This window comes from Streptomyces sp. NPDC001890 (assembly GCF_042891445.1).
Taxonomy (GTDB): domain Bacteria; phylum Actinomycetota; class Actinomycetes; order Streptomycetales; family Streptomycetaceae; genus Streptomyces.
This window is the reverse complement of record NZ_JBIATE010000019.1, coordinates 44,779-66,450: the sequence shown is the minus strand read 5'-3', so window position 1 is coordinate 66,450 and position 21,672 is coordinate 44,779. Positions and strand designations below refer to the sequence as shown.

17 protein-coding genes are annotated in these 21,672 nt (G+C 72.1%); 8 read left to right on the top strand and 9 right to left on the bottom strand.

Annotated features, from left to right (window positions below; translation table 11 throughout):
- Nucleotides 1–16 precede the first annotated feature (16 nt).
- Together ACFYY1_RS32435 and ACFYY1_RS32430 are read right to left on the bottom strand one after the other, a co-directional pair.
- Entirely contained in the window at nt 17–253 is a 237-nt protein-coding gene (locus ACFYY1_RS32435) for a DUF397 domain-containing protein (protein ID WP_266728102.1), read from the bottom strand.
- Nucleotides 253–1,113, bottom strand: a complete 861-nt coding sequence (locus tag ACFYY1_RS32430) for a helix-turn-helix domain-containing protein (RefSeq protein ID WP_388591919.1) — start codon at nt 1,111–1,113, stop codon at nt 253–255. The genes ACFYY1_RS32435 and ACFYY1_RS32430 overlap by 1 nt, the downstream gene beginning before the upstream one ends.
- Before the next feature lie 207 nt (nt 1,114–1,320).
- On the opposite strand from ACFYY1_RS32430, the gene ACFYY1_RS32425 reads away from it, so the two are divergent.
- From ACFYY1_RS32425 to ACFYY1_RS32395, 7 genes are all read left to right on the top strand, one after another.
- Nucleotides 1,321–1,779, top strand: a complete 459-nt coding sequence (locus tag ACFYY1_RS32425) for an ATP-binding protein (RefSeq protein ID WP_388591917.1) — start codon at nt 1,321–1,323, stop codon at nt 1,777–1,779.
- A complete protein-coding gene (locus tag ACFYY1_RS32420; protein WP_388591915.1) occupies nt 1,773–2,216 on the top strand; it encodes a hypothetical protein in 444 nt (147 codons plus the stop codon). The genes ACFYY1_RS32425 and ACFYY1_RS32420 overlap by 7 nt, the downstream gene beginning before the upstream one ends.
- A 269-nt stretch (nt 2,217–2,485) precedes the next feature.
- Nucleotides 2,486–6,088, top strand: coding sequence for a DUF4132 domain-containing protein (locus ACFYY1_RS32415; RefSeq protein ID WP_388591913.1), 3,603 nt, complete (start codon nt 2,486–2,488; stop codon nt 6,086–6,088).
- Complete coding sequence (locus ACFYY1_RS32410) at nt 6,085–7,215, top strand: AAA family ATPase (RefSeq protein WP_388591911.1); 1,131 nt, start codon at nt 6,085–6,087, stop codon at nt 7,213–7,215. Before ACFYY1_RS32415 ends, ACFYY1_RS32410 begins: the two co-directional genes overlap by 4 nt.
- Nucleotides 7,215–9,578, top strand: coding sequence for a DUF5682 family protein (locus tag ACFYY1_RS32405; protein ID WP_388591910.1), 2,364 nt, complete (start codon nt 7,215–7,217; stop codon nt 9,576–9,578). Before ACFYY1_RS32410 ends, ACFYY1_RS32405 begins: the two co-directional genes overlap by 1 nt.
- Complete coding sequence (locus ACFYY1_RS32400) at nt 9,575–10,768, top strand: VWA domain-containing protein (protein ID WP_388591908.1); 1,194 nt, start codon at nt 9,575–9,577, stop codon at nt 10,766–10,768. The genes ACFYY1_RS32405 and ACFYY1_RS32400 overlap by 4 nt, the downstream gene beginning before the upstream one ends.
- On the top strand, nt 10,765–12,792 hold the full coding sequence (locus ACFYY1_RS32395; RefSeq protein WP_388591906.1) for a hypothetical protein: 2,028 nt from the start codon (nt 10,765–10,767) through the stop codon (nt 12,790–12,792). Before ACFYY1_RS32400 ends, ACFYY1_RS32395 begins: the two co-directional genes overlap by 4 nt.
- Before the next feature lie 11 nt (nt 12,793–12,803).
- On the opposite strand, the gene ACFYY1_RS32390 is transcribed toward ACFYY1_RS32395, so the two are convergent.
- From ACFYY1_RS32390 to ACFYY1_RS32365, 6 genes are all read right to left on the bottom strand, one after another.
- Nucleotides 12,804–14,150: a 6-phospho-beta-glucosidase gene (locus ACFYY1_RS32390; protein WP_388591904.1), complete on the bottom strand. Its 1,347-nt coding sequence runs from the start codon at nt 14,148–14,150 to the stop codon at nt 12,804–12,806.
- A 168-nt stretch (nt 14,151–14,318) separates the two neighbouring features.
- Complete coding sequence (locus ACFYY1_RS32385) at nt 14,319–15,866, bottom strand: cytochrome P450 (protein ID WP_388591902.1); 1,548 nt, start codon at nt 15,864–15,866, stop codon at nt 14,319–14,321.
- Between the two features lie 69 nt (nt 15,867–15,935).
- The gene (locus tag ACFYY1_RS32380) at nt 15,936–16,550 is read right to left on the bottom strand and encodes an ATP/GTP-binding protein (RefSeq protein WP_358942663.1); all 615 of its coding nucleotides are present in this window, start codon (nt 16,548–16,550) and stop codon (nt 15,936–15,938) included.
- Nucleotides 16,531–16,902: a DUF742 domain-containing protein gene (locus tag ACFYY1_RS32375; protein ID WP_351259810.1), complete on the bottom strand. Its 372-nt coding sequence runs from the start codon at nt 16,900–16,902 to the stop codon at nt 16,531–16,533. Before ACFYY1_RS32375 ends, ACFYY1_RS32380 begins: the two co-directional genes overlap by 20 nt.
- A complete protein-coding gene (locus tag ACFYY1_RS32370; protein WP_093896207.1) occupies nt 16,899–17,306 on the bottom strand; it encodes a roadblock/LC7 domain-containing protein in 408 nt (135 codons plus the stop codon). Before ACFYY1_RS32370 ends, ACFYY1_RS32375 begins: the two co-directional genes overlap by 4 nt.
- Nucleotides 17,303–18,928 carry a sensor histidine kinase gene (locus ACFYY1_RS32365; RefSeq protein WP_388591899.1) on the bottom strand — a complete coding sequence of 542 codons (1,626 nt, stop codon included), beginning with the start codon at nt 18,926–18,928 and terminating at the stop codon, nt 17,303–17,305. The genes ACFYY1_RS32370 and ACFYY1_RS32365 overlap by 4 nt, the downstream gene beginning before the upstream one ends.
- A gap of 492 nt (nt 18,929–19,420) precedes the next feature.
- Here ACFYY1_RS32365 and ACFYY1_RS32360 point away from each other — a divergent pair, with 492 nt between their 5' ends.
- Nucleotides 19,421–20,176 (top strand): IclR family transcriptional regulator, encoded by a 756-nt coding sequence (locus ACFYY1_RS32360; RefSeq protein WP_388591897.1) that lies wholly within the window; start codon nt 19,421–19,423, stop codon nt 20,174–20,176.
- 147 nt (nt 20,177–20,323) lie between these two features.
- Here ACFYY1_RS32360 and thrS read toward each other — a convergent pair whose 3' ends face one another.
- Nucleotides 20,324–21,538: a threonine--tRNA ligase gene (thrS, locus tag ACFYY1_RS32355; RefSeq protein WP_388591896.1), complete on the bottom strand. Its 1,215-nt coding sequence runs from the start codon at nt 21,536–21,538 to the stop codon at nt 20,324–20,326.
- Nucleotides 21,539–21,672 lie beyond the last annotated feature (134 nt).

Here is a 21,672-nt window from a genome sequence, read left to right as displayed (position 1 = left end):
GGCCGGCGGACGCGGATCAGGTGAGCAGAAAGTCCGCCTTACCGGACTTGGCGCCCTGGATGAACGCGGCGATCTCGCGCGGGGTGTAGATCAGGGCCGGGCCGTCCGGGTCGGCGGACTGGCGTACGGCGACCCTGCCGTCGGACAGCTTCATCGCTTCGACGCAATTGCCCCCGTTCCCACCGCTCCACGGCTTGTGCCAGCCCTCGGAGCCGAGTTCGGCGGCCGGCATGCCGTTGTATATGGGATCCATCACAGCTCCTTGCGGAAGTCCCGGAGGATTTCCTTCGTGCGTTGTGCAGTCGCGGCCTGAGCCGCCATGCGGTCCATGACTTCGAGGTAGGAGGCCACCTCGGGGCGCGCGTCGAAGTAGACGGCACCGGTCAGGTACTCGCTGTAGACCATGTCGGGGAGTTCGGGGACACCGAAGCGGAAGAGTACGAACGGGCCGTAGGTGCCCGGGTGGTGGCCCGTCGAGAACTCCGCGATCTGCAGTGTCACATGCGGCATCTCGGTCGCTTCGAGCAGCCGGTCGATCTGCTCCCGCATGGCGCCGACGCCGCCGACGGGACGGCGCAGCACCGTCTCGTCCATCACCACCCACAGCTTCGGGGCGTCCGGCCGCGTCAGCAGGGACTGGCGCTCCATCCGCAGCGCCACGTGGCGCTCTATGTCCTCGGGTCTGGTCTGGCCCACGGCTCCGGTGCGCATCACCGAGCGCGCGTAGTCCTCGGTCTGCAGCAGTCCGGGGACGAAATGCGGTTCGTACATGCGCAGCAGGCTCGCGGCGCCCTCAAGGCTGACGTACATGCTGAACCAGTCGGGCAGCACATCGTGGAACCGCTGCCACCAGCCGGGTTTGTTGGCCTCCTCGGCGAGCTCCACGAAGGCGTCGGCCTCGTCGTCGGAGATTCCGTAGGCCTTCAGCAGTATCTGTACATAGGGGATCTTGAGAGCGACCTCGGCGGTCTCCATCCTGCGTATCGTCGCAGGAGCGACCCGCAGCACCTTGGCAGCCTGGTCACGGCTCAGGCCGACGCGCTCCCGCAGATCCTGCAGGCGCTTGCCGAGAACGACCTGACCCACGGTCGGGGCGGACCGCGGTTCGCTCACTTCAGACCTCCCCATGCGCTGTTTTTGAGCAGTGTGCCATGCGCGGGCCGACCAGAACACAGCCACTCTGAAATTTTCAGAGTGCCCCTTGCCAAGTGTTCACGACAGGGGGAGAGTTGGTGAGTGAACCAGTTCACGATGTCGCGACCGCCCTCATTCAGGTGAGTGCGCGGAGCGTGACGCAGCCCCCACTGTGAGGAATCGGTTGTGGCACCTGGCAGTGCGCTCATCCCCCGGCTCATGGATCTCAGTCCCGGGACGGAGGCGCTCCGGTACTGCTTCGCCCTGCCCGCGCACCCCGAGTCGGTGGCCGGCGCACGGCGGCTGACCCGGGCCCGGCTCGACCTGTGGCAGCTCGACGCGGACGCCCACGACTCGGCGATCCTGATCGTTTCCGAACTGGTCACCAACGCGGTCGTGCACACCATGAGCGCTCGCGTCGTGTGCGAGCTGCGCTGCCTCGACAGACGGCTGCGGATAGCCGTGCAGGACCAGGGACACCAGCCCGGCGGGCCGCAGCTGCGCCGTACCGCCGACGACGAGCACGGACGCGGCCTGCTGCTCGTCGACGCGATGTCCAGTTCATGGGGTTCCCACGACGCGTGCAACGGCTCGGGCCGCATCGTCTGGGCGGAACTGCCGCACGGCTCGGAGCGGTCATGCTGAAGAACGCGATGTCCCATCTGCTCGGCACGCGCCACCCCCGTGAGCTGCGCCCCGCCCCCGGTACGGCGGGCACGGTGCCGTTGCCGCTGCCGCCCGCACTGTCGGCGAGCCTGGGCTGCGACGCGGTGGGGGTGCCGGCCCGGTACGGTTTCCGGCTGATGTCCCACCTGCCGCGCACCGGCTGCGTCTTCGCGGACGCCGAGCGCTGGTGGTGGATCGTGCCCGCGGGCTCCGACCTCGATCTGGACTGGCCCACGCAGGCCTTCTACGCGCAGGGGGCTTACGTCCCCGCGGCCCGGCCCCGGTTGATCCACCAGCCCGACAACCGCACGCCCTACACCCCGCCCATCCCGCTCTTCCTGATGGTGTGCCAGGTCACCGGTGTGGCGCCGTCCTGGGCGTCGTCCGGCGGCGAGCGCGCCATCTCCGCTCCCTGACACACGACCGGGCGCGGTCACCGGTTCTCCGGCGCGGCACGGGGTGGTGCGGCTTCTCCGGTGCGGCACAGGGCGATGCGTCACTCGTCACCGTCCGGAGCTGCGTGGCCCGCGCGGGGCTGCGCGGGCCTGCGGCCGAGGGGTTGACCTGCGGATTCACCGCCAGGAGGCCCCGGTCACGCTGCGTTGTCAGTGCTCCGTTCTACTGTGGCACCACTGATCGAAAAGCCCGCGGCGGAGCGGGCTGTGGGCGGGAAGGGGGCGGAGCTGTGCGCCGCTGGGAGTATGTCGAGGGCACTGCGTCGAAGTTCTGGGAGACCGAGGCCGAGGGCGCCGTGGTGACGGTGCGCTATGGGCGGTGCGGAAGCGACGGACGTACGCAGACCAAGGAGTACGCGTCGGCCGAGGCCGCTGCCGCCCAGGTCGTGAAGACGATCGCGGAGAAGGAGAAGAAGGGGTACCGCGAGGTCGAGGCGTCCGCCTCGGCACCCGCCGCCCCGTCCTCCCCCACCGCGGCGACCGCCCCCGACGTGGTCGCGGACGCGGGCGCGCCCGTGCTTCCCGACGAGGACACCTTCACCCTGCCCGACGCCTGGAAGCGGGTGCTCCACCCGCGGCGCGGCGGAGTCCCCCGCAAACCGTCCAAGCCGCGGCGGGAGGCGATCGCCGCGATCGAGACCAGGCTCGCCGAGGACGCGTCCTGGATCGAGGAGTTCGCCGACTCGCCGCAGTCGGACGCGGCAGTGGCCGAGGCACTGCGCGCCCACCTCGACGGATACCCCGCACCGGCCGGTGCGGCCGCGCTGACCGCGATCGCCGACCTTCCGGGGTGGGCGGACTTCTGGTCGCAGCGCTACGGCCTCGTGTTCGCCGCACGGGCCGCGACCGAGGTGTTCTCGGTCGACGCCAACTGGCAGCAGAGCGGCCTCCAGCGGGGCGCGCCCCGGCTGATGGCGCTCCCGGGCCCGCGCCACTCGTACTGGGCCCATCACCACCGAGCGCCGATCGACCGGGTCCGTGCGCTGCTCGCCGCGGCCGACGAGGCCACGTACCGGGCGGCGGTCGAGGCGCTGGCGGAGTGCCGCACCGACACCTTGCGCAGGATCCTCGTCTCCTATCTGGTTCCGGGCGAGACCGACTGGGTCGACGAGCTCTGCGCCGATCCGGCGGTGCACGCGGAGCAGGACCGCACGCTGCGCGCCATGGTGTTCAGCTCGCTGTACTCGCCCGACCAGGTGCCGCTGTTGCCCTACCGCCCGGACCACACCCTCGGTGTCGCGACCATCGCGACGGTCGCCGAGGGCGTCGGCCCGGTCATCGCCGAGTCACTGGCCGACGCGCTCGACGGCAACCGCTACTACTCGGACGGCGTGAAGCTCGCCGCCGAGGCCCTGGTGGAGCTGCCCACGGACAAGGCCTTCCTCGGCCTGCTGGCGCATGCGGACTCCAAGCACGTCCGCCCCTCGCTCCTCGAAGCCATGCGCCGATACCCGGTGCGGGCGATCCGGCTGCTGGCCGCCGAGTCGGCCGGTGGTTCGGCGGCGGCTTCCCAGTCGTTGCAACTGCTCCGGAGTCATGTCGGTGCCTACCGCGAGGTGGTGTCACTGGCGCTCGGCGAACTCGGCCCCGAGGTCGTGGAGATCGTCGAACCGCTGGTCAATCCGGTGAACCTGATCGCCGACGCACCGGTGGACGCCCTGCCGGCCGTGCTGACGGCTCCGCCGTGGTCCCGGCCCCGCACCACCGCCAGTGCCAAGCCCGTGGCCGGGCTGACCCCGGTCTCCGAGCCCACGCTGGAGTGGCTGCCCGGGGAACAGGAGGCCTGGGCGGCCGCCTCCTCCTGGTACACGCGCAATCGCAACAACGGCGACATGAACGAGTACATCGACGTCCTGCGTCACGGCACGGCCGCGGAAGATCTGCGACCGGCGTGGCTGTTCGTCCACGGCGACGAGGAAGTGGTCGCCCCGCTGCTCGACAACTGGCACCCGACCGATCTGTGGGACGGCGAGGACACGCTCAAGCCGGTCGCCGCACGATTCGGCCTGGCCGCGCTGCCGCTGCTGCTGCGCACCGTGCCCAGGCAGCCGAGCACCCTCGCCCCGCTGCTGCTCCCGTTCGTCGATGCGGACGTCGCCCGGCACATGGCGGACTGGTCCGTCCGGCTCAAGTCCACCTCGGTGACCACCCGTGCCTGGTTCGCCCGGCACGGTGCGGCGGCGGCCCCGCTCCTGGTGCCGGCCGCCGTGGGCAAGGCGGGCGCCGCACGCAGCGCCGCCGAGCAGGCACTGACGTCGATCGCCGCGACGCACGGCGACGACGTGGTGCGCGAGGCCGCCCGGGGGTACGGTGCACCGGCCGCGGCAGCGGTGGACGAGTTGCTGGCCGCCGACCCGCTGGAGCGGGCGCTGCCGGCCAGGATGCCGGTGCTGCCGGGCTGGGCGGAGCCCGCGGTGCTGCCGCAGGTCGTCGTCCGGTCCGGCGGTGCGCTGCCGGTGACGGCGGTGCGCCACGCCCTGACGATGCTGGCGCTGTCCAAGCCCGGTGAGGTGTACCCGGGAATCTCCTCGCTGACCGAAACGGCCGAAGCCGCCTCGCTCGCCGAGTTCGCCTGGGCCGTGTTCGAGCAGTGGCGGCTGGCGAACATGCCCGCGAAGGAGTCATGGGCGCTGAACGCGCTGGGGCTGCTGGGCGACGACGAGACGGTCCGCCGGCTCACTCCGCTGATCCGGTCCTGGCCCGGTGAGTCGGCGCACCACCGGGCCGTCGAAGGGCTCGACGTGCTGGCCGCCATCGGCACCGATGTGGCGCTGCTGCATCTGCACGGCATCTCGCAGCGGGTGAAGTTCAAGGCGCTGAAGGTGCGGGCCGGGGAGAAGATCGCCGAGGTGGCCGCGGGGCTGGGGCTGACCGGGGAGCAGCTCTCCGACCGTCTCGTGCCCGACCTCGGGCTGGAGGCGGACGGTTCGACGGTCATCGACTACGGCCCCCGTTCGTTCACGGTCGGTTTCGACGAGCAGTTGCGCCCGTACGTGCTGGACGGTGACGGCAAGCGCCGCAAGGACCTGCCGAAGCCGGGCGCCCGCGACGACGAGGAGCTCGCCCCGGCGGAGCGCAAGCGGTTCATGACGCTCAAGAAGGACGTCCGGACGATCGCCTCCGACCAGGTGCGGCGTCTGGAGGCCGCGATGGTGACCGGGCGCTCCTGGACGGCCCGGGAGTTCCAGGAGCTGTTCGTCGGTCATCCGCTGCTGTGGCACCTGGTGCGCCGACTGGTGTGGCTGAGCGGGACGGAGGACGGGACGGGCACCGCGTTCCGGGTGGCGGAGGACCGTACGTTCGCCGACGCGGAGGACGACGTCTTCGTCCTGTCCGATGACGCGACGGTGCGGCTCGCGCACCCGCTGCACCTCGGCGACGAACTGGCAGCCTGGTCGGAGCTGTTCGCCGACTACGAGATCCTGCAGCCGTTCGCGCAGCTCGGGCGGAGCGTGCTCGCGCTCTCCGAGGAGGAGGCCGACGGGGGTCGGCTCACCCGGTTCGAGGGACTCAAGGTTCCGGTCGGCAGGATTCTCGGACTGCAGCGGCGAGGCTGGGAGCGTGGCGCGCCGCAGGACGCGGGGGTGGAATGCTGGATCTCCAAGCGCCTGAGCGACGACTGCTACCTCGTGATCACGTTGGACCCGGGCATCGCGGTCGGCGTGGTCGACATGTTCCCCGACCAGACCCTGGACACGGTCTGGCTCGGCAGCCGGCCCAACCATCGCTGGAACCGTGCCGAATACGAGCTCCGCTTCACCGGACTGGACGCGGTGACCGTGTCCGAGTTCCTGAGCGACCTGGCCGAACTCACCGAGGGCGTCGCGCCGTGACCACGAGGGAGGAGACCCGTGCCGGAGCGCCGGGCGGCGGGGCGGAGCCGGTGCAGCGGCCCCCGGCCGAGGTGCGGTACGCCGAGGAGCTGGCGGCGCTGCGGGCGGACGACCGTGATCCGCGTCCGCCGGGCTGGGAACTGAGCCTGCGTGCGGCCCGCCGGTTCATCATCGGTGACGCGGACACGGGCATCGGCCGGAAGTTCGTCGGCAACCCCTCGCTGGTCGACCGGGCCCTGGTGACGCTGGCGACGAGCCGCGGGCTGATGCTGGTCGGCGAACCGGGCACCGCCAAGTCGCTGCTCTCCGAACTGATCGCGGCCGCGGTCAGCGGCGACTCGACGCTGACGGTGCAGGGCGGCGCGGCCACCACCGAGGACCAGATCAAGTACGGCTGGAACTACGCCCTGCTGGTCGCGGAGGGGCCTTCTCCCCGCTCGCTCGTACCGGCCCCGATGCTGCGCGGCATGGCGGAGGGCAGGCTCGTCCGGTTCGAGGAGATCACCCGCTGTCCGCTGGAGGTGCAGGACTCGCTGTTGTCGCTGCTCTCCGAGCGGGTGGTGGCCATCCCCGAGCTGACCGGGCCGGACGGCATGGTCTTCGCCCGGCAGGGCTTCAATGTGATCGCCACCGCCAACACCCGGGACCGCGGTGTCAACGAGATGAGTGCGGCGCTCAAGCGGCGGTTCAATTTCGAGACGGTCTTCCCGATCCCCGACCTGGACACCGAACTGGCCCTGGTCGAGGCCGAGGTGACGACCCTGCTGCGGCGCTCGGGGGTGGAGCCGCCGCCGGACCGGGATGTGCTGGAGGTCCTGGTCGGGACGTTCCGGGAGCTGCGTGCGGGGGCCGGTGAGAAGGGCGGCACGGGTTCGGACCGTCCGTCGGCGGTGATGAGTACGGCGGAGGCCGTGTCCGTCGCGCACGCCGTGGGAGTGCGCGGCTGGTTCCTGCGCGGCGAGCCGGGCAGTGCCGCCGATGTGGTGGCGTGCCTGGCGGGCACCGCGGCGAAGGACAGCCCGGAGGACCTGGCCCGGCTGCGCCGCTATCTGGAGCAGCAGGTGCCGCGCCGCCGCGGACCGCAGTGGAAGGCCCTGCACGACGCACGCCATCTGCTGGCCGACTGATGTCCGCGGTGTTCCTGGGGGTGCGTCACCACTCCCCCGCCTGCGCACGGCTCGTCGAGCGGACCGTCGCGGAGCTCCGGCCCGCCCAGGTGCTGATCGAGGGGCCCGCCGAGATGAACGGCCGGCTGGACGAGCTGCTGCTCGGGCACGAGCTGCCGGTCGCGGTGTTCAGCCACTACCGCGACGGGCAGCGGGCCGCGACGTCCTGGGCCCCGCTGTGCGACTACTCGCCGGAGTGGGTCGCGCTGCGGGCGGGACGGGCGGCCGGGGCGGAGGTCCGGTTCATCGATCTGCCCGCCTGGCATCCGGCGTTCGCCGAGCGCACCAACCGCTACGCCGACGCGGAGGCCCGCTACGCGGAGGCGACGGAGCGGCTGTGCCGGCAGTTCGCGGTGGATTCCTCCGACGCCCTGTGGGACCGCCTGTTCGAGGTCGAGCCGGACGACGGTCTCGCCGAGCGGCTCGACGCGTACTTCGCGCTGGTGCGCGGTGACGCGGAGGCCGACGCGGGCGACCGGGCGCGGGAGACCTACATGGCCGCATGGGTGCGGGCGGCGGTGGAAGCGGCCGGGGACCGGCCGGTCCTGGTGGTCACCGGTGGCTTCCACCAGCCGGCGCTCCGTGCGCTCACCGGGTCCGGTGCGCGGGACGGAGCGGACGACGACGGCTGGGAGCGCGGCGCGGACGGGTGGCCGGTGGTGCCCGCCCCGCCGGACGACGCCATGGCCGGGAGCTTCCTGGTGCCGTACTCCTTCCGGAAGCTGGACGCGTTCGCCGGGTACCAGTCGGGGATGCCGTCGCCGGGCTACTACCAGCAGGTGTGGGAGGCGGGCCCCGAGGCCGCGGCGGACGGCCTGCTCCGAGTGGTCGTGGAGCGGCTGCGGGCCCGGAAGTACCCGGTGTCCACCGCCGGTCTGATCGCCGCCCGGAGCCTGGCCGAAGGGCTCACGGCGCTGCGCGGCCATCCGGGCCCCGCCCGGATCGATGTGCTGGACGGTCTGGCGGGCGCCCTGATCACGGACGACCTGGACCAGCCGCTGCCGTGGACGGGCCGCGGCACGCTGACGGTGGGTGCCCATCCCGCGGTCGTCGAGATGGTCGCGGCCTGCGGCGGCGACCGCGTCGGGCGGCTCCATCCCGATACCCCGGCGCCGCCCCTGGTGCACGACGTGGCGGCGCGGCTGGCCGCGCTGGGACTGGACGGCGGCCCGAAGGCGACGTACCGCCTCGACCTGACGGACGCCGCCGATCTGGAACGGAGCCGGGTGCTCCACCGGCTGCGGGTGCTGGAGATCCCCGGCCTGGAGCGGACCGCCGGTCCCGCGCACGGTGTGGACCCGGTGTTCACCGAACGCTGGGAGGCGCGGTCCGCCCTGGGCCGCGAGGCCGCGCTGGTGGAAGCCGGGGCGTACGGGGCCACTCTGGCCGAGGCGGCGGCCGTCGCCCTCACCGCGCGGACGCGGGGCGGCGCGCCGGATGCCGACGGTCTGGCGGAAGCGCTGTTCGACGCCGTGCTGTGCGGGATGGGTGGTTTCTCGGAGCAACTGCTCGGCGAACTCTCCTCCTGCGTAAGCGAGTTGCTGGTCAGCGGCCCGCTCGGGGAGATACTCGCCACGGCTCTCGGTCTGTGGCGGCACGACCGGGTGTTCGGTATGGCGCGCGGTCCGCTGCTCGCGGCGGTGATCGGCGGGGCGACGGGGCGGCTGCTGTGGCTGCTGGAGGGCGCGCGCGGCTCGTCGGGAGTGGACTTCCCCCGTCTGCGGGCCGTGGTCGCGGTGCGTGACGCGGTGCTGCACGCGCCGGAGTTGCTCTCCGTCACCCGGGAGGTCACGGCCGGGATCGCGCGGCGGATCTCAAAGGATCCTCAGGCGCCGGTCGATCTGCGCGGGGGCATGTTCGGGCTGGCCCGGTCCCTCGGCCGGGTCCCGGGATCCCCGGGCGCGTCCGGGGATCCGGCCGAGGCGGTGCGTGCGGCGGCAAGGGCCGGTGCGGATGCGCTCGGCGACTGGCTGGCCGGGCTGTTCGCGCTCGCCCGCGACGAGGTGACGGGTGTGGTGGGCGACGACGACGGACCGGGCGGTGGTGCCGAGTCGCTGATCGATGTGCTGGACGGCCTGGTCGGTGCGTTGTCCGACGACGAGTTCCTGTCCGGACTGCCCGCGCTGCGTCAGGCGTTCGCGTTCTTCCCGCCGCGCGAGCGGGACCGGATCGCCGCCCGTCTGCTGGAACGGCGCGGGGTGCGCGGCTCCTCGCGTTCCCTGCTGCGGACCACCGCGGACCCCCTGCTGATCGCCCGGGCCCGCGCGCTGGAGGAGTCCGTGTCCCGACTGCTGGCCCGCTACGAACTGGAAGCCACCCCATGACCACGCCCGAACAGGCACCCGGCCGGGCACCGGGGCCCGAGGAGGCTACCGGCACGGCCCCCGACGCAGGGCTGGAACGCTGGCGGCTGGTCCTCGGCGCCGCCGCCGAGCAGCACACCGGGCAGCTGGGCCCGGCCGACGCCGGCCGGGACGCCGCGCTCGACTGGCTCTACGGCCGCGACCCCGAGCTCACCCGCCGAGGGGTGCGCCGTTCCGGTTCTGCTCCCCGGACGGGCGGCGACGGACCGTCACCGGTGACCGCTGTCGACTGGCTCGACGACATCCACCGGCTCTTCCCGAAGGAGACCATCGAACGCCTGGAAAGGGACGCCGTCGAGAAGTACGGCATCCAGGAGATCGTCACCGACCCCGCGGTGCTGGAGCGGGTCGAGCCGAGCCAGACGCTGCTGCGCGCCGTGCTGCGCACCAAGCATCTGATGAACCCACAGGTGTTGCGGCTGGCCCGGCGCATCGTCGAGTCGGTGGTGAAACAGCTCCTGGCCCGGCTTCAGCCGGAGATCCGCCGGGCGTTCCACGGCACCCGCTCCCGCAGGCCCAGCCGGGTCCCGCTGGCGAGGAACTTCGACTTCCGGCAGACCGTGAAGGCCAACCTCGCCCACTACCAGCCGGCCGAACGGCGCCTGCTCATCGAGCGCGCCCACTTCCACTCCCGCACCCGACGCCATGTGACGCAGTGGCAGCTGATCCTGCTGGTCGACCAGTCGGGCTCGATGGCCGGATCGGTCATCCACTCCGCGGTGACCGCCGCGTGTCTGTGGGGCCTGCCCGGTCTCAAGACACATCTGGTCGCCTTCGACACCCAGGTGGTGGACCTGACCGCCGACGTGACCGACCCGGTGGAACTGCTGATGCGGGTCCAGCTGGGCGGCGGCACCGACATCGCGCGGGCCGTGGAGTACGGCGCGGGTCTCGTGGAGAACCCGCGGCGCACCGTCGTCGCGCTGATCACCGACTTCTACGAGGGCGGCGACCCGTACCGGCTGGTGCGGGCGGTGCGGGGGCTGGTGGAGCAGGGCTCGACCGTGCTGGGGCTGGCCGCGCTCGACGAGGACGCCGACCCGGAGTACGACCGGGTGACGGCCGGGAAGCTTGCCGCGGCCGGGGCCCACGTCGGGGCGATGACGCCGGGCCGGCTCGCCGAATTCGTCGCCGAGAGGCTGGGCCGATGACCGGGCCGACGACCACCACGGAGAGCAGCGCGGCCGTGCGCCCCGATCTGCTCGCCCTCACTCCCGATACGCTCGCGGCGCTCGCCAACCGCGGCCTGGTCAAACGTGCCACGAAGGAGCTGGACGCGGGGACGGTGCCCGTGCTCACGACCGATCCGGACACCACGGTGCGAGCCAGGTTCGACGACGGCACCACCACGTCGCTGCCGCCCGGCACCGGTCTGGACGAGGGCGACTGCAGCTGCGCCGCACCGGGCGTGTGCCGCCATCTCATCGCCCTGGTCCTGGCCCATCAGCGCGGTGCCGAGGCCGGTCCGGACAGCGCCCCCGCCGCGTTCACCGACTGGTCCCCGGGCAGCACCGACGACGACGCGCTCACCGACGCCGCCGGCACCCGTCCGGTCGCCTCGGCACGGCGCGTCTTCGACCGGGGTTATGCCGCCGTCGTGCACCGCCCGTCCCCCGATCACCCCGAGCCCCGGGTCGAGCTCCCCACCTGCACGGTGCGTTTCCCGGTCCCCGGCGAGATCGCCTACGCGTTGACGGACGCGGCCGCCGCGCTGCGCGGTGAGGTGCTGGCGCTCGCGGTATGGGCGTTCCGGGCCGCCGACGCCATGGACACCGACGAGCGTTCCGTACCCGTCCAGGTCGGCGGCCGTGCCGCCGCGCCGTCCACGGCGGTGCCCGCGCTCGACGCGGCCCTCGCGCTGGCGGACGAGCTGCTGGCGGAGGGCGTGGCCCATGTCGGACCCGTGCACGGCGGAGCCCTCGCGCGCGCCGGTGCCGCGCTGACCGCCGGGTCGATGCACTGGCCGGCGGGCGCGATCGCGGAGCTGACCGACCAGCTCACGGCGTACGCCGACCGCACCGCCCGGTACCGTCCGGAGTCGGTCGCGGCCCTGCTCACCGAGGTGCACGCCCGGCGGCGGGCCGCCGGGCATCCGGGCGTGCTCGGCAGCCGCGAGGCCGGGGACACCCCGCTGCGCCGGGTCCGGCTGGTCTCGCTCGGCTGCCGCGTCCACGGCACCGCACAGTCCCTGGTCTCCGAGGTGTACTTCGCCCACCCCGGCGCGGGCACCGTCCTCGTACTGCGCAAGACCTGGACGGCCCCCGACGGCAAGGAGCTCTCCGCGCACCGGCTGGCCACCCGTCGGATACTCGCCACCCCGCTGGGCTCGCTGGCCACCGGAAGCCTGGTCAGCGAGAGCGTCCGGCGCACCCCGAGCCATGCGCTGACGGTCGCCAGGGGCCGGCTCGGCGCGACGACCATCACCCCGGTCGGCGCCGCCTGGACGGAACTTCCCGAGCCGTTGCTGGTACGGGATCTGACCGCCCTGACGGAAGGCTGGAGCAGCAGGCCGCCGCGGCTGATCCGGCCGCGGGTCGAGGCGGAGGCCGTCCATGTCGTCGCGCTGTCCGAGGTGGAGAGCGTCGGATACGACCCCGCCGAGCAGCGGCTGGAGGCCGTGGTGCGCGACGCGTCGGGCGGGCGGGCGCTGGTGGCATCGGAGTACCGCCCGGAGTGCCCCGGTGCGCTGGACGCCCTGGCCGATGCGCTGGAGGGCGGCGCCACGCACATCAGCGGTTCGCTGCACCGCTCCGGCGGTGGTGTGCGGATCGATCCGCTCGGGGTGCTCACCCCGGCGGGGACGGTCGTGCCCGATCTCGCCGCCGGTGACGGTTCCGCGGCCCTGGCGGCGGTCGTGCGACGGCCGTCCGATCCGCTGACGGCGGCGCTGGAGGAGGCGATATCCGCCATGTCGGCGGTGCCGCACAGTGGGCTGCGTCATCTGAACGTCCCCGCCCGCGCCCGGATCGACGAGGCGGCGACCGCGCTGGCCCGCACCGGCCTGACGCGTGGAGCGACGCTGCTGCGCGCCTTCGTCGCGGCACTGGACGACGGGGCCCGGTCGGCCGAGGAGGCCCTCGCGGCCCGTACCGAGGCGTGGCTGGACGCCCAGCTCCACCTCCTGCTCAGCAGCGAACTCCGCTCCTCGGGAACGGAGTCCGCGAAACCGCAATAGCTCCGGAACCGCTACGGACGGTTCAGATAGGCGAGTTGGGGATGGACCTTGATGTAGCCGTCGACGAGGCGCCCGGCCACGGTCACCGAGTCGACCAGCGGGTGCAGGGCGAATGCCTTCACGGCGGCGCTGCGGGAGCCGCTCGCCGCCGCGTCCAGCACGGCGCGTTCGACGGCCTTGACCGCGGTGACCAGCCCGACGGCGTGGTACGGCAGCGGGTCGACGGCGACCGGGTGGGCGCCATTGGCGTCGACCAGGCACGGCACCTCGATGACGGCGTCCGCGTCGAGCACCGGGAGCGTCGTGCGGTTGCGGACGTTGAGGATGAGCGAGGTCCGTTCATTGCGGGCGACGGCCCGCATGAGGGCGAGCGCCACCTGCTCGTAGCCGCCGGACTCCAGATCGCTCTCGTCCCGCTCGCCGACCCCGGCGACCTCCCGGTTCTCCGACATGTAGGTGGCTTCGCGCTCGGCGCGGGTGCGGTCCCAGGCGGACAGGGCGGGGGTGGCGGGGTCCTTCATCCGGGCGTAGAAACCCTCCTGCTGCTCCCGGAGGAAGGCGCCGCGGGTCTGTTCGGCGTCCTGGTAGGCGCGGACCGCTTCCCGGTTGAAGTAGTAGTAGTGCAGGTACTCGTTGGGGACGGCGCCCAGCGACCGCAGCCAGTCGGTGCCGAAGAGCCTGCCCTCCTCGAAGGAGCCGAGGAGTTCCGGGTCCGCGAGCAGCCTCGGGAGTTCGTCCCGGCCGTCGACGTACAGTCCGCGGACCCAGCCCAGATGGTTGAGCCCGACGTAGTCGATCCGGGCCCGGTCGGGGTCGGCGCCGAGCACCCGGGCGATGCGACGGCCGAGCCCCACCGGCGAGTCGCAGATGCCGATGACCCGGTCGCCCAGGTGGTGGGACATGGCCTCGGTGACCAGGCCCGCCGGGTTGGTGAAGTTGATGACCCAGGCCTCGGGGGCGAGCCGCGCGATGCGCCGGGCGAGGCCGACGGCGACGGGCACGGTGCGCAGTCCGTACGCGATGCCGCCCGCGCCGACGGTCTCCTGGCCGAGTACGCCCTCGTCGAGGGCGACCCGTTCGTCGGCCGCCCGGCCTTCGAGGCCGCCGACGCGGATCGCCGAGAAGACGAAGTCGGCGCCGCGCAGCGCTTCGTCGAGCTCGGTGGTGGCGGTGACGGTGGGTGCGTCCGGGATGCCGGCGGCCTGTTCGCCGAGCACCCGGGCGACGGCGGTGAGCCGGTCGGCGTCGGTGTCGTAGAGGGTGACCGCGGACACGCGGCCTTCGGCGTGATCGGCGAGCAGCGCCCCGTACACGAGTGGAACCCGGAATCCGCCGCCGCCCAGAATTGTCAGCTTCACGCTTGTGCATGGTACGGGGGCGGGCCCGGTCCCGGGCCGAGCGACCTCGGGCGGCGGCGTTCACCCGGTGGCCGGGTACGGCGTACGGCCCGGTGGCCGCGGACCGGGAGGTCCTCCGCCGCCGGGCCGTACGCCGGTGCCGCCTTGATTCCCGAGGGGTGTGCCGGGTCAGTTGCCGCTCCACCATCGGGAGACGGCCCGCCACAGCCTCGCCGGTGCGGATCCGCCGTGCTGCTGCGGGATCCCGCCCACGGCGGTCGGGGCGGGGCTCCCGGAGTCGTCGACGGCGGTGGCCGTGGATGTCGTACCCATCGGGATGGTGGCCGAGACACGTCCGGGTGTGGGTGCGGTGTGCCGGACCGTCGACTGGACCTCCCAGTCCTGGCGCGGCAGGTTGGGCCTGCCCATGGACGGCGGTTCCTTGTCGTCCTGCGGCGGGCGGGCGGCGAAGTCGGCCGGCAGTTCCACCAGGTGCCGGCTCATGATGTTGCCGACCCAGCTCAGCTCGCTCTCCTCGACGGCGAGTTCGAGGTCGGGCAGCCGCATCAGCAGGGCGTCCACACCGACGTCCGCGATGGCCCGTCCGATGTCCTGTCCGGGGCATTCGTGGGGGCCGCCGCTGAAGGCGAGGTGGGCGCGGTTGCCCGCCATGTCGGAGCCCAGATCGGGCCGGACCACCGGGTCGGAGTTGGCCGGTGCGATGCCGACGATCAGCGCGTCGCCAGCCTTGATCTGCTTGCCGCCGAGTTCGGTGTCACCGACCGCCCAGCGGCCGAAGACCGCGGTGAACGGCGGCTCGTCCCACAGCGTCTGCTCGACCGCCTCGGGCACCGTCATGTGACCGCCGCTGAGCCTGGCCCGGAATCGCGGATCGGTGAGCACCATCCGCAGGACGTTGGCGATCAGGTTGGCGGTCGCCTCGTAGGAGGCGATGAGGATCAGCCGGAGATGCTCGCTGACCTCCGTGTCGTTCAGCCCTGCGGGATGCTCGGTGAGCCAGGTGGCGAAGTCGTCCGCGGGTTCGCGCCGGCGGCGTTGGACGAGCCGGGTCAGCGCGTCGAGCACATAGGCGTTGCTCGCGACGGCGGTGGCCGTGCCGCGGATCATGTCGCGGGCGGCCTGGACCATCCGGTCGTTGTACTCCTCGGGCATGCCGATGATCGCGCACATCACCATCATCGGCAGCCGATCGGCGAACTGGGCGACCAGGTCGACGCGGCCCTGCTGGCAGAAGTCGTTGACGAGCCGGTTGCTGTAGCGGTTGACGTGGCGGCGGACACCGCGGGTGTCGATCCGGCCCATGCTGTCGGTGACCGCGCCGCGCAGACGCTCATGGGTGGCCCCGTCGGCGAACACGCACACCGGCTGCCAGGTGAAGATCGGGGCCAGCGGGTGGTCCGGGGCGACGCTGCCGTCCTGCAGGGCCCGCCACCGCCGGGAGTCACGGGAGAACTGCGAGGGGGTGCGGGTCATGTGCAGGTTCTCGCTGTGTCCGAGGACCAGCCAGGCGGGTACGTCCCCGTGCAGCAACACGGGGGCCACGGTGCCGTGTTCGGCCCGCAGCTTGTCGTAGAGCCCGTGGGGGTCCCGTTCGGCCTCCGGGCCGTAGAACCGGTGCACTCCGCCGGGGCCGATGCCGAGGCCGTGGGCCGGGCATTCGGGGGGCGGAACCGGCCCGGGGGCCGCTCCGGGCTCGTAGTGGAATGGGGTTGTCACGATCGCTCCAGGGATCAGGCCAAGTACCGGACGGACGGGGACGCGCGAGGGAGGGTGGTGGTGCTGCGGTCAGGCGAGCGGGAGGGCCAGACTGTGCAGATAGCGCATCAGGGTCATCAGCACATCGCGGCTGGAACCGCGCAGCCGGGCGTCGCAGTCGATCATCGGGACCTCGTCGGGGAGGTCCAGGGCGCTCCGCAACGCCTCGACGGGGTGTTTCGGGGCACCGGGGAAGGTGTTGACGGCGACGACGAACGGCACGCCGCGCTCCTCCAGTCTCCCGATGACGTCGAAGCTGACTTCGAGACGCCGGGTGTCGACGAGGACCACCGCGCCGAGGGCACCTTCGAACAGGCCGTTCCACAGGAACCAGAACCGTTCCTGGCCCGGGGTGCCGAACAGGTAGAGGATCAGCTCCTCACTGATGGAGATCCGGCCGAAGTCCATGGCGACGGTGGTGGCGGTCTTGCTCTCCACCCCGAAGTTGTCGTCCACGCCGACACCGGCCTGGGTCATGGTCTCCTCGGTGGTCAGCGGCCGGATCTCGCTGACGGAACCGACCATGGTCGTCTTGCCGACCCCGAACCCGCCGACGATCACGACCTTCACCGCGGCTGTCGCCGTGGTGGGAAGGACGTCCTCGCGCCGGGGGCCGGTGATCGTGTCAGAGCTTCTGAAGTCCATGCATCACCGCTTCGAGAAGGGACCTGTCCGGGAGAGTGGCGCGGACGATGGGTGCGCGCGATTCGATGAGCTCGGCAGCGAGGAGTTCGGTGAGGAGCGAGGTCACCACGCTGAAGGGCAGACCGAGGTATGCCGAGATCTCGGCGACGGATAACGGTGCCTGGCAGAGCCGCAGGATCACGGCCTGCTCGGGCTGGACCGTCGGTGACGGCTCTGCCTGGGCGACGATCATCGTGACCAGGTCGAGCTGCGCCCTCTCGCTGCCGTCGGGATCGCCGCTGATCACGTACAGCCGTTCCGGATCGCTCAGCGCCGGATCGGCTTTTCGGCGTTCTCGTCGGGGAGAGTTCATCCGGCCTGCCCGTCATGGCGCGGCGGACTCGTCAGGTGGGCGCCGATCCTGACGACCATGTCACGCATCCGCGATCCGACGAGCCCCGCGTCGACCGTCTCACCGGCGAGCACCGCGAGGTACGCGCCCGTCCCGGCAGCCATCAGGTAGAAGAAGCCGCCGGTGACCTCGATGACGACCAGCCGCATGAGCCCGTCGCTGTAGGGGATCTCGGAGGCGACGGCGGCGGCCAGGCTCTGCAGTCCGGCACAGGCCGCCGCGAGGCGGTCGGCGACATCGGGATCGCCGCCGTGCCGGGCGATGCGCAGACCGTCGGCGGAGAGCACCACGATCTGGTGGATGTCCGGTACGTCGTCGGCCAGTTCCTTGAGCATCCAGTCCATGTTTCCCCGCTGCTGGATCACTTCAGGTCTCCCTTGTCCCACGCATCGTCAGAGTCTTCGTCGGTCTTCGGGTCCTGCGGCACACCGTTGACCGCGTTGGTGAAGGCCTCCAGCCAGAGCCCGGGCGGCTGTTCCTTGCCGCCGGATCCGCCGGGCCCGTGCCCGTTGGTGTGGCCGTTGGTGTAGCCGTTGCGCTGGCCCGCGGTGGGGTCGGCGGGCTGGGCCGGAAGGTTGTGCGAGCCGAGAGGCGCCCTGCCGCGGCTGCGGCGCTGCGGGAGCCCGCCCGCGGTCCATTCGGTCACCACGGGGACGTCGTCCTCCATGGCGGCTGCGGGGAGGACCGGCCGGGTGGCGGGTGCGACCGGCCCGGTGGCGGGTCGCTGGGCCACGGGGGTACGGGGCTTGCGGCGGCGGGCCGGCACGACGTGCTTCATCGCCTCCTGGTCGATGTCGCTGGTGGGCCTCGAAGTGGCGCCGATGCCGTGGGCGATGCCGGGAGCGGGTCCGGTGGTGATCATGGCGCGGGGCACGATGAGCACGGCGCGGACGCCGCCGTACGCGGACTGTCGCAGCGAGACCTGGAGGTCGTACATCCGCGAGAGCCGGCCGACGACGGCCATGCCGAGGCGCGGGGACTCGCCGAGGTCGTTCATGTTGGAGCCGGCCTGGGCCCTGGCGAGCATGTTCTCGGCCCGCGAGCGGGCCTCCTCGCTGAGCGAGACGCCGCCGTCCTCGATCTCGATGGCGATGCCGGTCTGGACCTCGACGGCGGTGACGTGCACCCGGGTCTGCGGGGGCGAGTAACGGGTGGCGTTGTCGAGGAGTTCGGCACAGGCGTGGATGAGCGGCTCGACGGCGGTGCCGATGATGGCGACCTTGGCGATCGAGTGCAGATCGACGCGGGGGTACTCCAGGATCCGCGACATGGCGCCGCGCAACACGCTGAACAGCGGTACGGGCTTGGGCCACTGACGGCTGGGCCGGGCGCCGCCGAGCACCGCGATGGAGTCGGCGAGGCGGCCGATCAGCGCGGTGCCGTGGTCGATGCGGAGCAAGTCGTCGAAGACGTCGGGGTTGCGCCCGTGGTGCTCCTCCATCTCGCGCAGTTCACTCGCCTGGCGGTGGACGATCGCCTGGACGCGCCGGGCGACGTTGACGAAGGCGCGCTGCGCGGAGTCACGCATCGCCTCCTCGTTGTCGATGATGCGCAGCACCGTGTAGACGAGGGTGCGCTGGGCGTCGGGCAGGTCGCGGTACAACTCGTCCGCGTCGACGACGTCGCGGAGCACCTCTTCGGGCGAATTGCCCACGCGCAGCCGGTGGATGGCGGCCGGCAGGAGCTCCTTGCTGATCCGTACGGTCTCGTCGTCATGAGTGGCGATGCGCCGCTCCAGGTCGGCGAAGCGCCGTTCGTACACCGCGCGCTGGGTACGCATTTCGCGTGCCCGGCGGGCGAGTTGGACGCTCAGGGCGGCTACCACCACGGTGGCGACGGCACCGCACCAGACGGCTGGTATCCGCGCGGCCGTGGAAACCAGTGCCGCCGCGGCGGCGGTAGCGCCGCCCATCAGGAACACGGGCAGCAGCACGGCGCGAGCGACGGAGGGTTCTCGGTCGATCGGCGGTGATTCAACACGAACCATCTAAGACCTCTGGCGGTTGATTCGGGAGGTATGCACGCTTGCAGGACAGTCGGGAACAAGCGCTCGAATTCATATCAACTCGACTTCACTGCGCGTGAGCTTAGTCAGATCGAATCAGTGCTTCGGCACATTCACCCAACCCCCTGCGCGAGCGCTCCAGCGGTAATACACTCACGAGTTTTTGCACGCACCGCCGCCATGCGTGCACAAGGAGTGACAGCGGAGGTGATGCGGCGCGAAGTCGAGACGTTCGTACCGGAGGACGGGACAACGTACGGTTGTTTCAAGCGAGTTCGGGGATTCCGACCCTGCCGGGCAGACTCATCCGTCCTGCAGCGCAGGACAGGCGCACATGTGATCGAACCGGATCGAAAGGAGTGCATTCATGGCTCAGGGGCGGGTGGACGGTGCGGTCACCGAACTGACGGATGGGACGGACCGGCACCGCGGGCGTCGCTGAACACACCTGGACCGAAGGGGAACCGACACACCATGGGGTCGAATCGTGGCTACACCATCGAATCTCTGGACACCGGGCTCCGGTTGATGCAGCTCTTCCTCACCCACGACACGCTCACCGTCTCCGAGGCCGCCGAACTGCTCTCCGTGGGCCGGTCCACGGCACACCGGGTCCTCAGCACCCTGGAAGGGCGCGGCTTCGCGACCCGGGACTTCTCCGGCCGCGGCTACTCGGCCGGTCCGGAGCTGTTCCGGCTCGGCCGCCCGGCGGGATTCGGCCCGCCCGTCCGGGAACGGCTCGCGGCGGTGCTGGACGACGCGGCGCGGCGCACCGGTGAGACCGTGCAGTGCACCGCGCTGATCGGTGACCGGATCATCGTCACCGACGGCCGCGAGTCCGCGCAGCCGGTACGGGTGATGCCGGAACCCGGCAGTACGCACCCCGCCCACACCACGTCGGGCGGGAAACTGCTGCTCTCGCGGATGGCGCCGGAACAGGTCTGCTCGCTCTACCCGCACGAGGAGCTGCCCGCGGCCACGCCGTCCACCGTCACCTCGCGCTCCGCGCTGCTCGCCGAGCTCCAGGAGATCCGCTCCGTCGGATACGCACTCAGCCGCGGGGAGTCGGTCCGGGGCCTGAACACCGTGGCCGTGCCGCTGACCGGATCGAGCCGGCGTGACCGGCTCGCCCTGATGGCGTCGGCTCCCGCCGATCGCGGCGACGACGCGGCGCTCGTCCGCCTCGCCGCGGAAATCCGCCTGTCCGCCGCGCTGTTGGACGCGGTCTGACCGCTCCCGGCCGTTCGGCCACGGGCGAGCCGCCGCGGGCGAGCGCACGCCGGAGCGGACCGCCGGAGCGCGCCGTCCCGCTCCGGTGATCCGCTCCGGCTGCCGCTCCGGCGGTCCGCTCCGGCGGTCCGTTTTCCGCCCGGGTGGCTACATCCGGAGTTCGATGGCGTGCGCCTCCACCAGGGCGGAGATCCGTGCGAGAACGCCGTCCGCCGGCCGTGGCTCCAGCCGTTCTCCGCCGCGCAGCCGCAGCGCCACCTGTCCCCCGGCGGCCTCCCTCGCCCCGATGACCGCCTGGCAGGGCACCAGTCGGGCTTCCCGGATGCGGGCGCCGAGGGTGCCGCGTTCCGGTCCGGCGATCTCGGCCCGCAGTCCCAGGTCGGCGCATTGCCGGGCGAGCGCCTCGGCGTTCGGCAGTTCGGCGTCGGAGATCGGGAGGATCGCCAGCTGGGTGGGGGCGAGCCAGGCGGGGAAGGCCCCGCCGTGCACCTCGATCAGATGGGCGACGGCTCGCTCCACACTGCCGATGATGCTGCGGTGGATCATGACCGGCCGGTGTTTCGCGCCGTCGGCGCCGATGTAGTGCAGGTCGAACCGGCCCGGCTGATGGAAGTCGATCTGGACGGTGGAGAGGGTGAACTCCCGGCCGGCGCCGTCGACGACCTGGACATCGATCTTGGGACCGTAGAACGCGGCCTCGCCCTCGGCCGCCTCGTACGGCACTCCCGAGCGGTCGAGTACCTCGGTCAGCAGGGCGGTGGACCTCTGCCACATCCCGGGATCGTCGACGTACTTGCCTCCCGCGCCCGGGAGGGAGAGCCGGTAGCGGGCCGCGCCGATGCCCAGCGCCCGGTACGCCGCGCCGATCAGCTCCAGAGCGGCGCGCGCCTCCTCGGCCACCTGGTCCGGGGTGCAGAAGATGTGCGCGTCGTTCAGCTGGATGGAACGCACCCTGGTCAGTCCGCCGAGCACCCCGGAGAGCTCGGAGCGGTACATGCCGCCCAGCTCGGCCATCCGCAGCGGCAGTTCGCGGTAGCTGTGCGAGCGGGAGCGGTAGATGACGGCGTGGTGCGGACACAGGCTCGGCCGCAGCACGACCTGTTCCCCGCCCACGTCCATCGGCGGGAACATGTCGTCGCTGTAGTGCGACCAGTGCCCGGAGATCTCGTACAGCTCCCGCTTGCCGAGCACCGGCGAGTACACATGCCGGTATCCGGCCCGCCGTTCGGCGGTGCGGACGTACTCCTCCAGGGTGTGGCGCACGGCGGCACCGTCGGGCAGCCAGTAGGGCAGTCCCGCGCCGATCAGCGGGTCGGTGTCGAACAGGCCCAGTTCGCGGCCGAGCTTGCGGTGGTCGTGCATGGCGGTCTCCTCGCGGTGGTCGGGCGGGTGACCGCAGGGCGAAGCCCCGGGGCACTCGCCCCGGGGCTTCTCACTGCACAGCTGTCAGCGCGCCGGGACACTCTCCGGCGTCGTCGTCATGGCAGCGCGCTTCA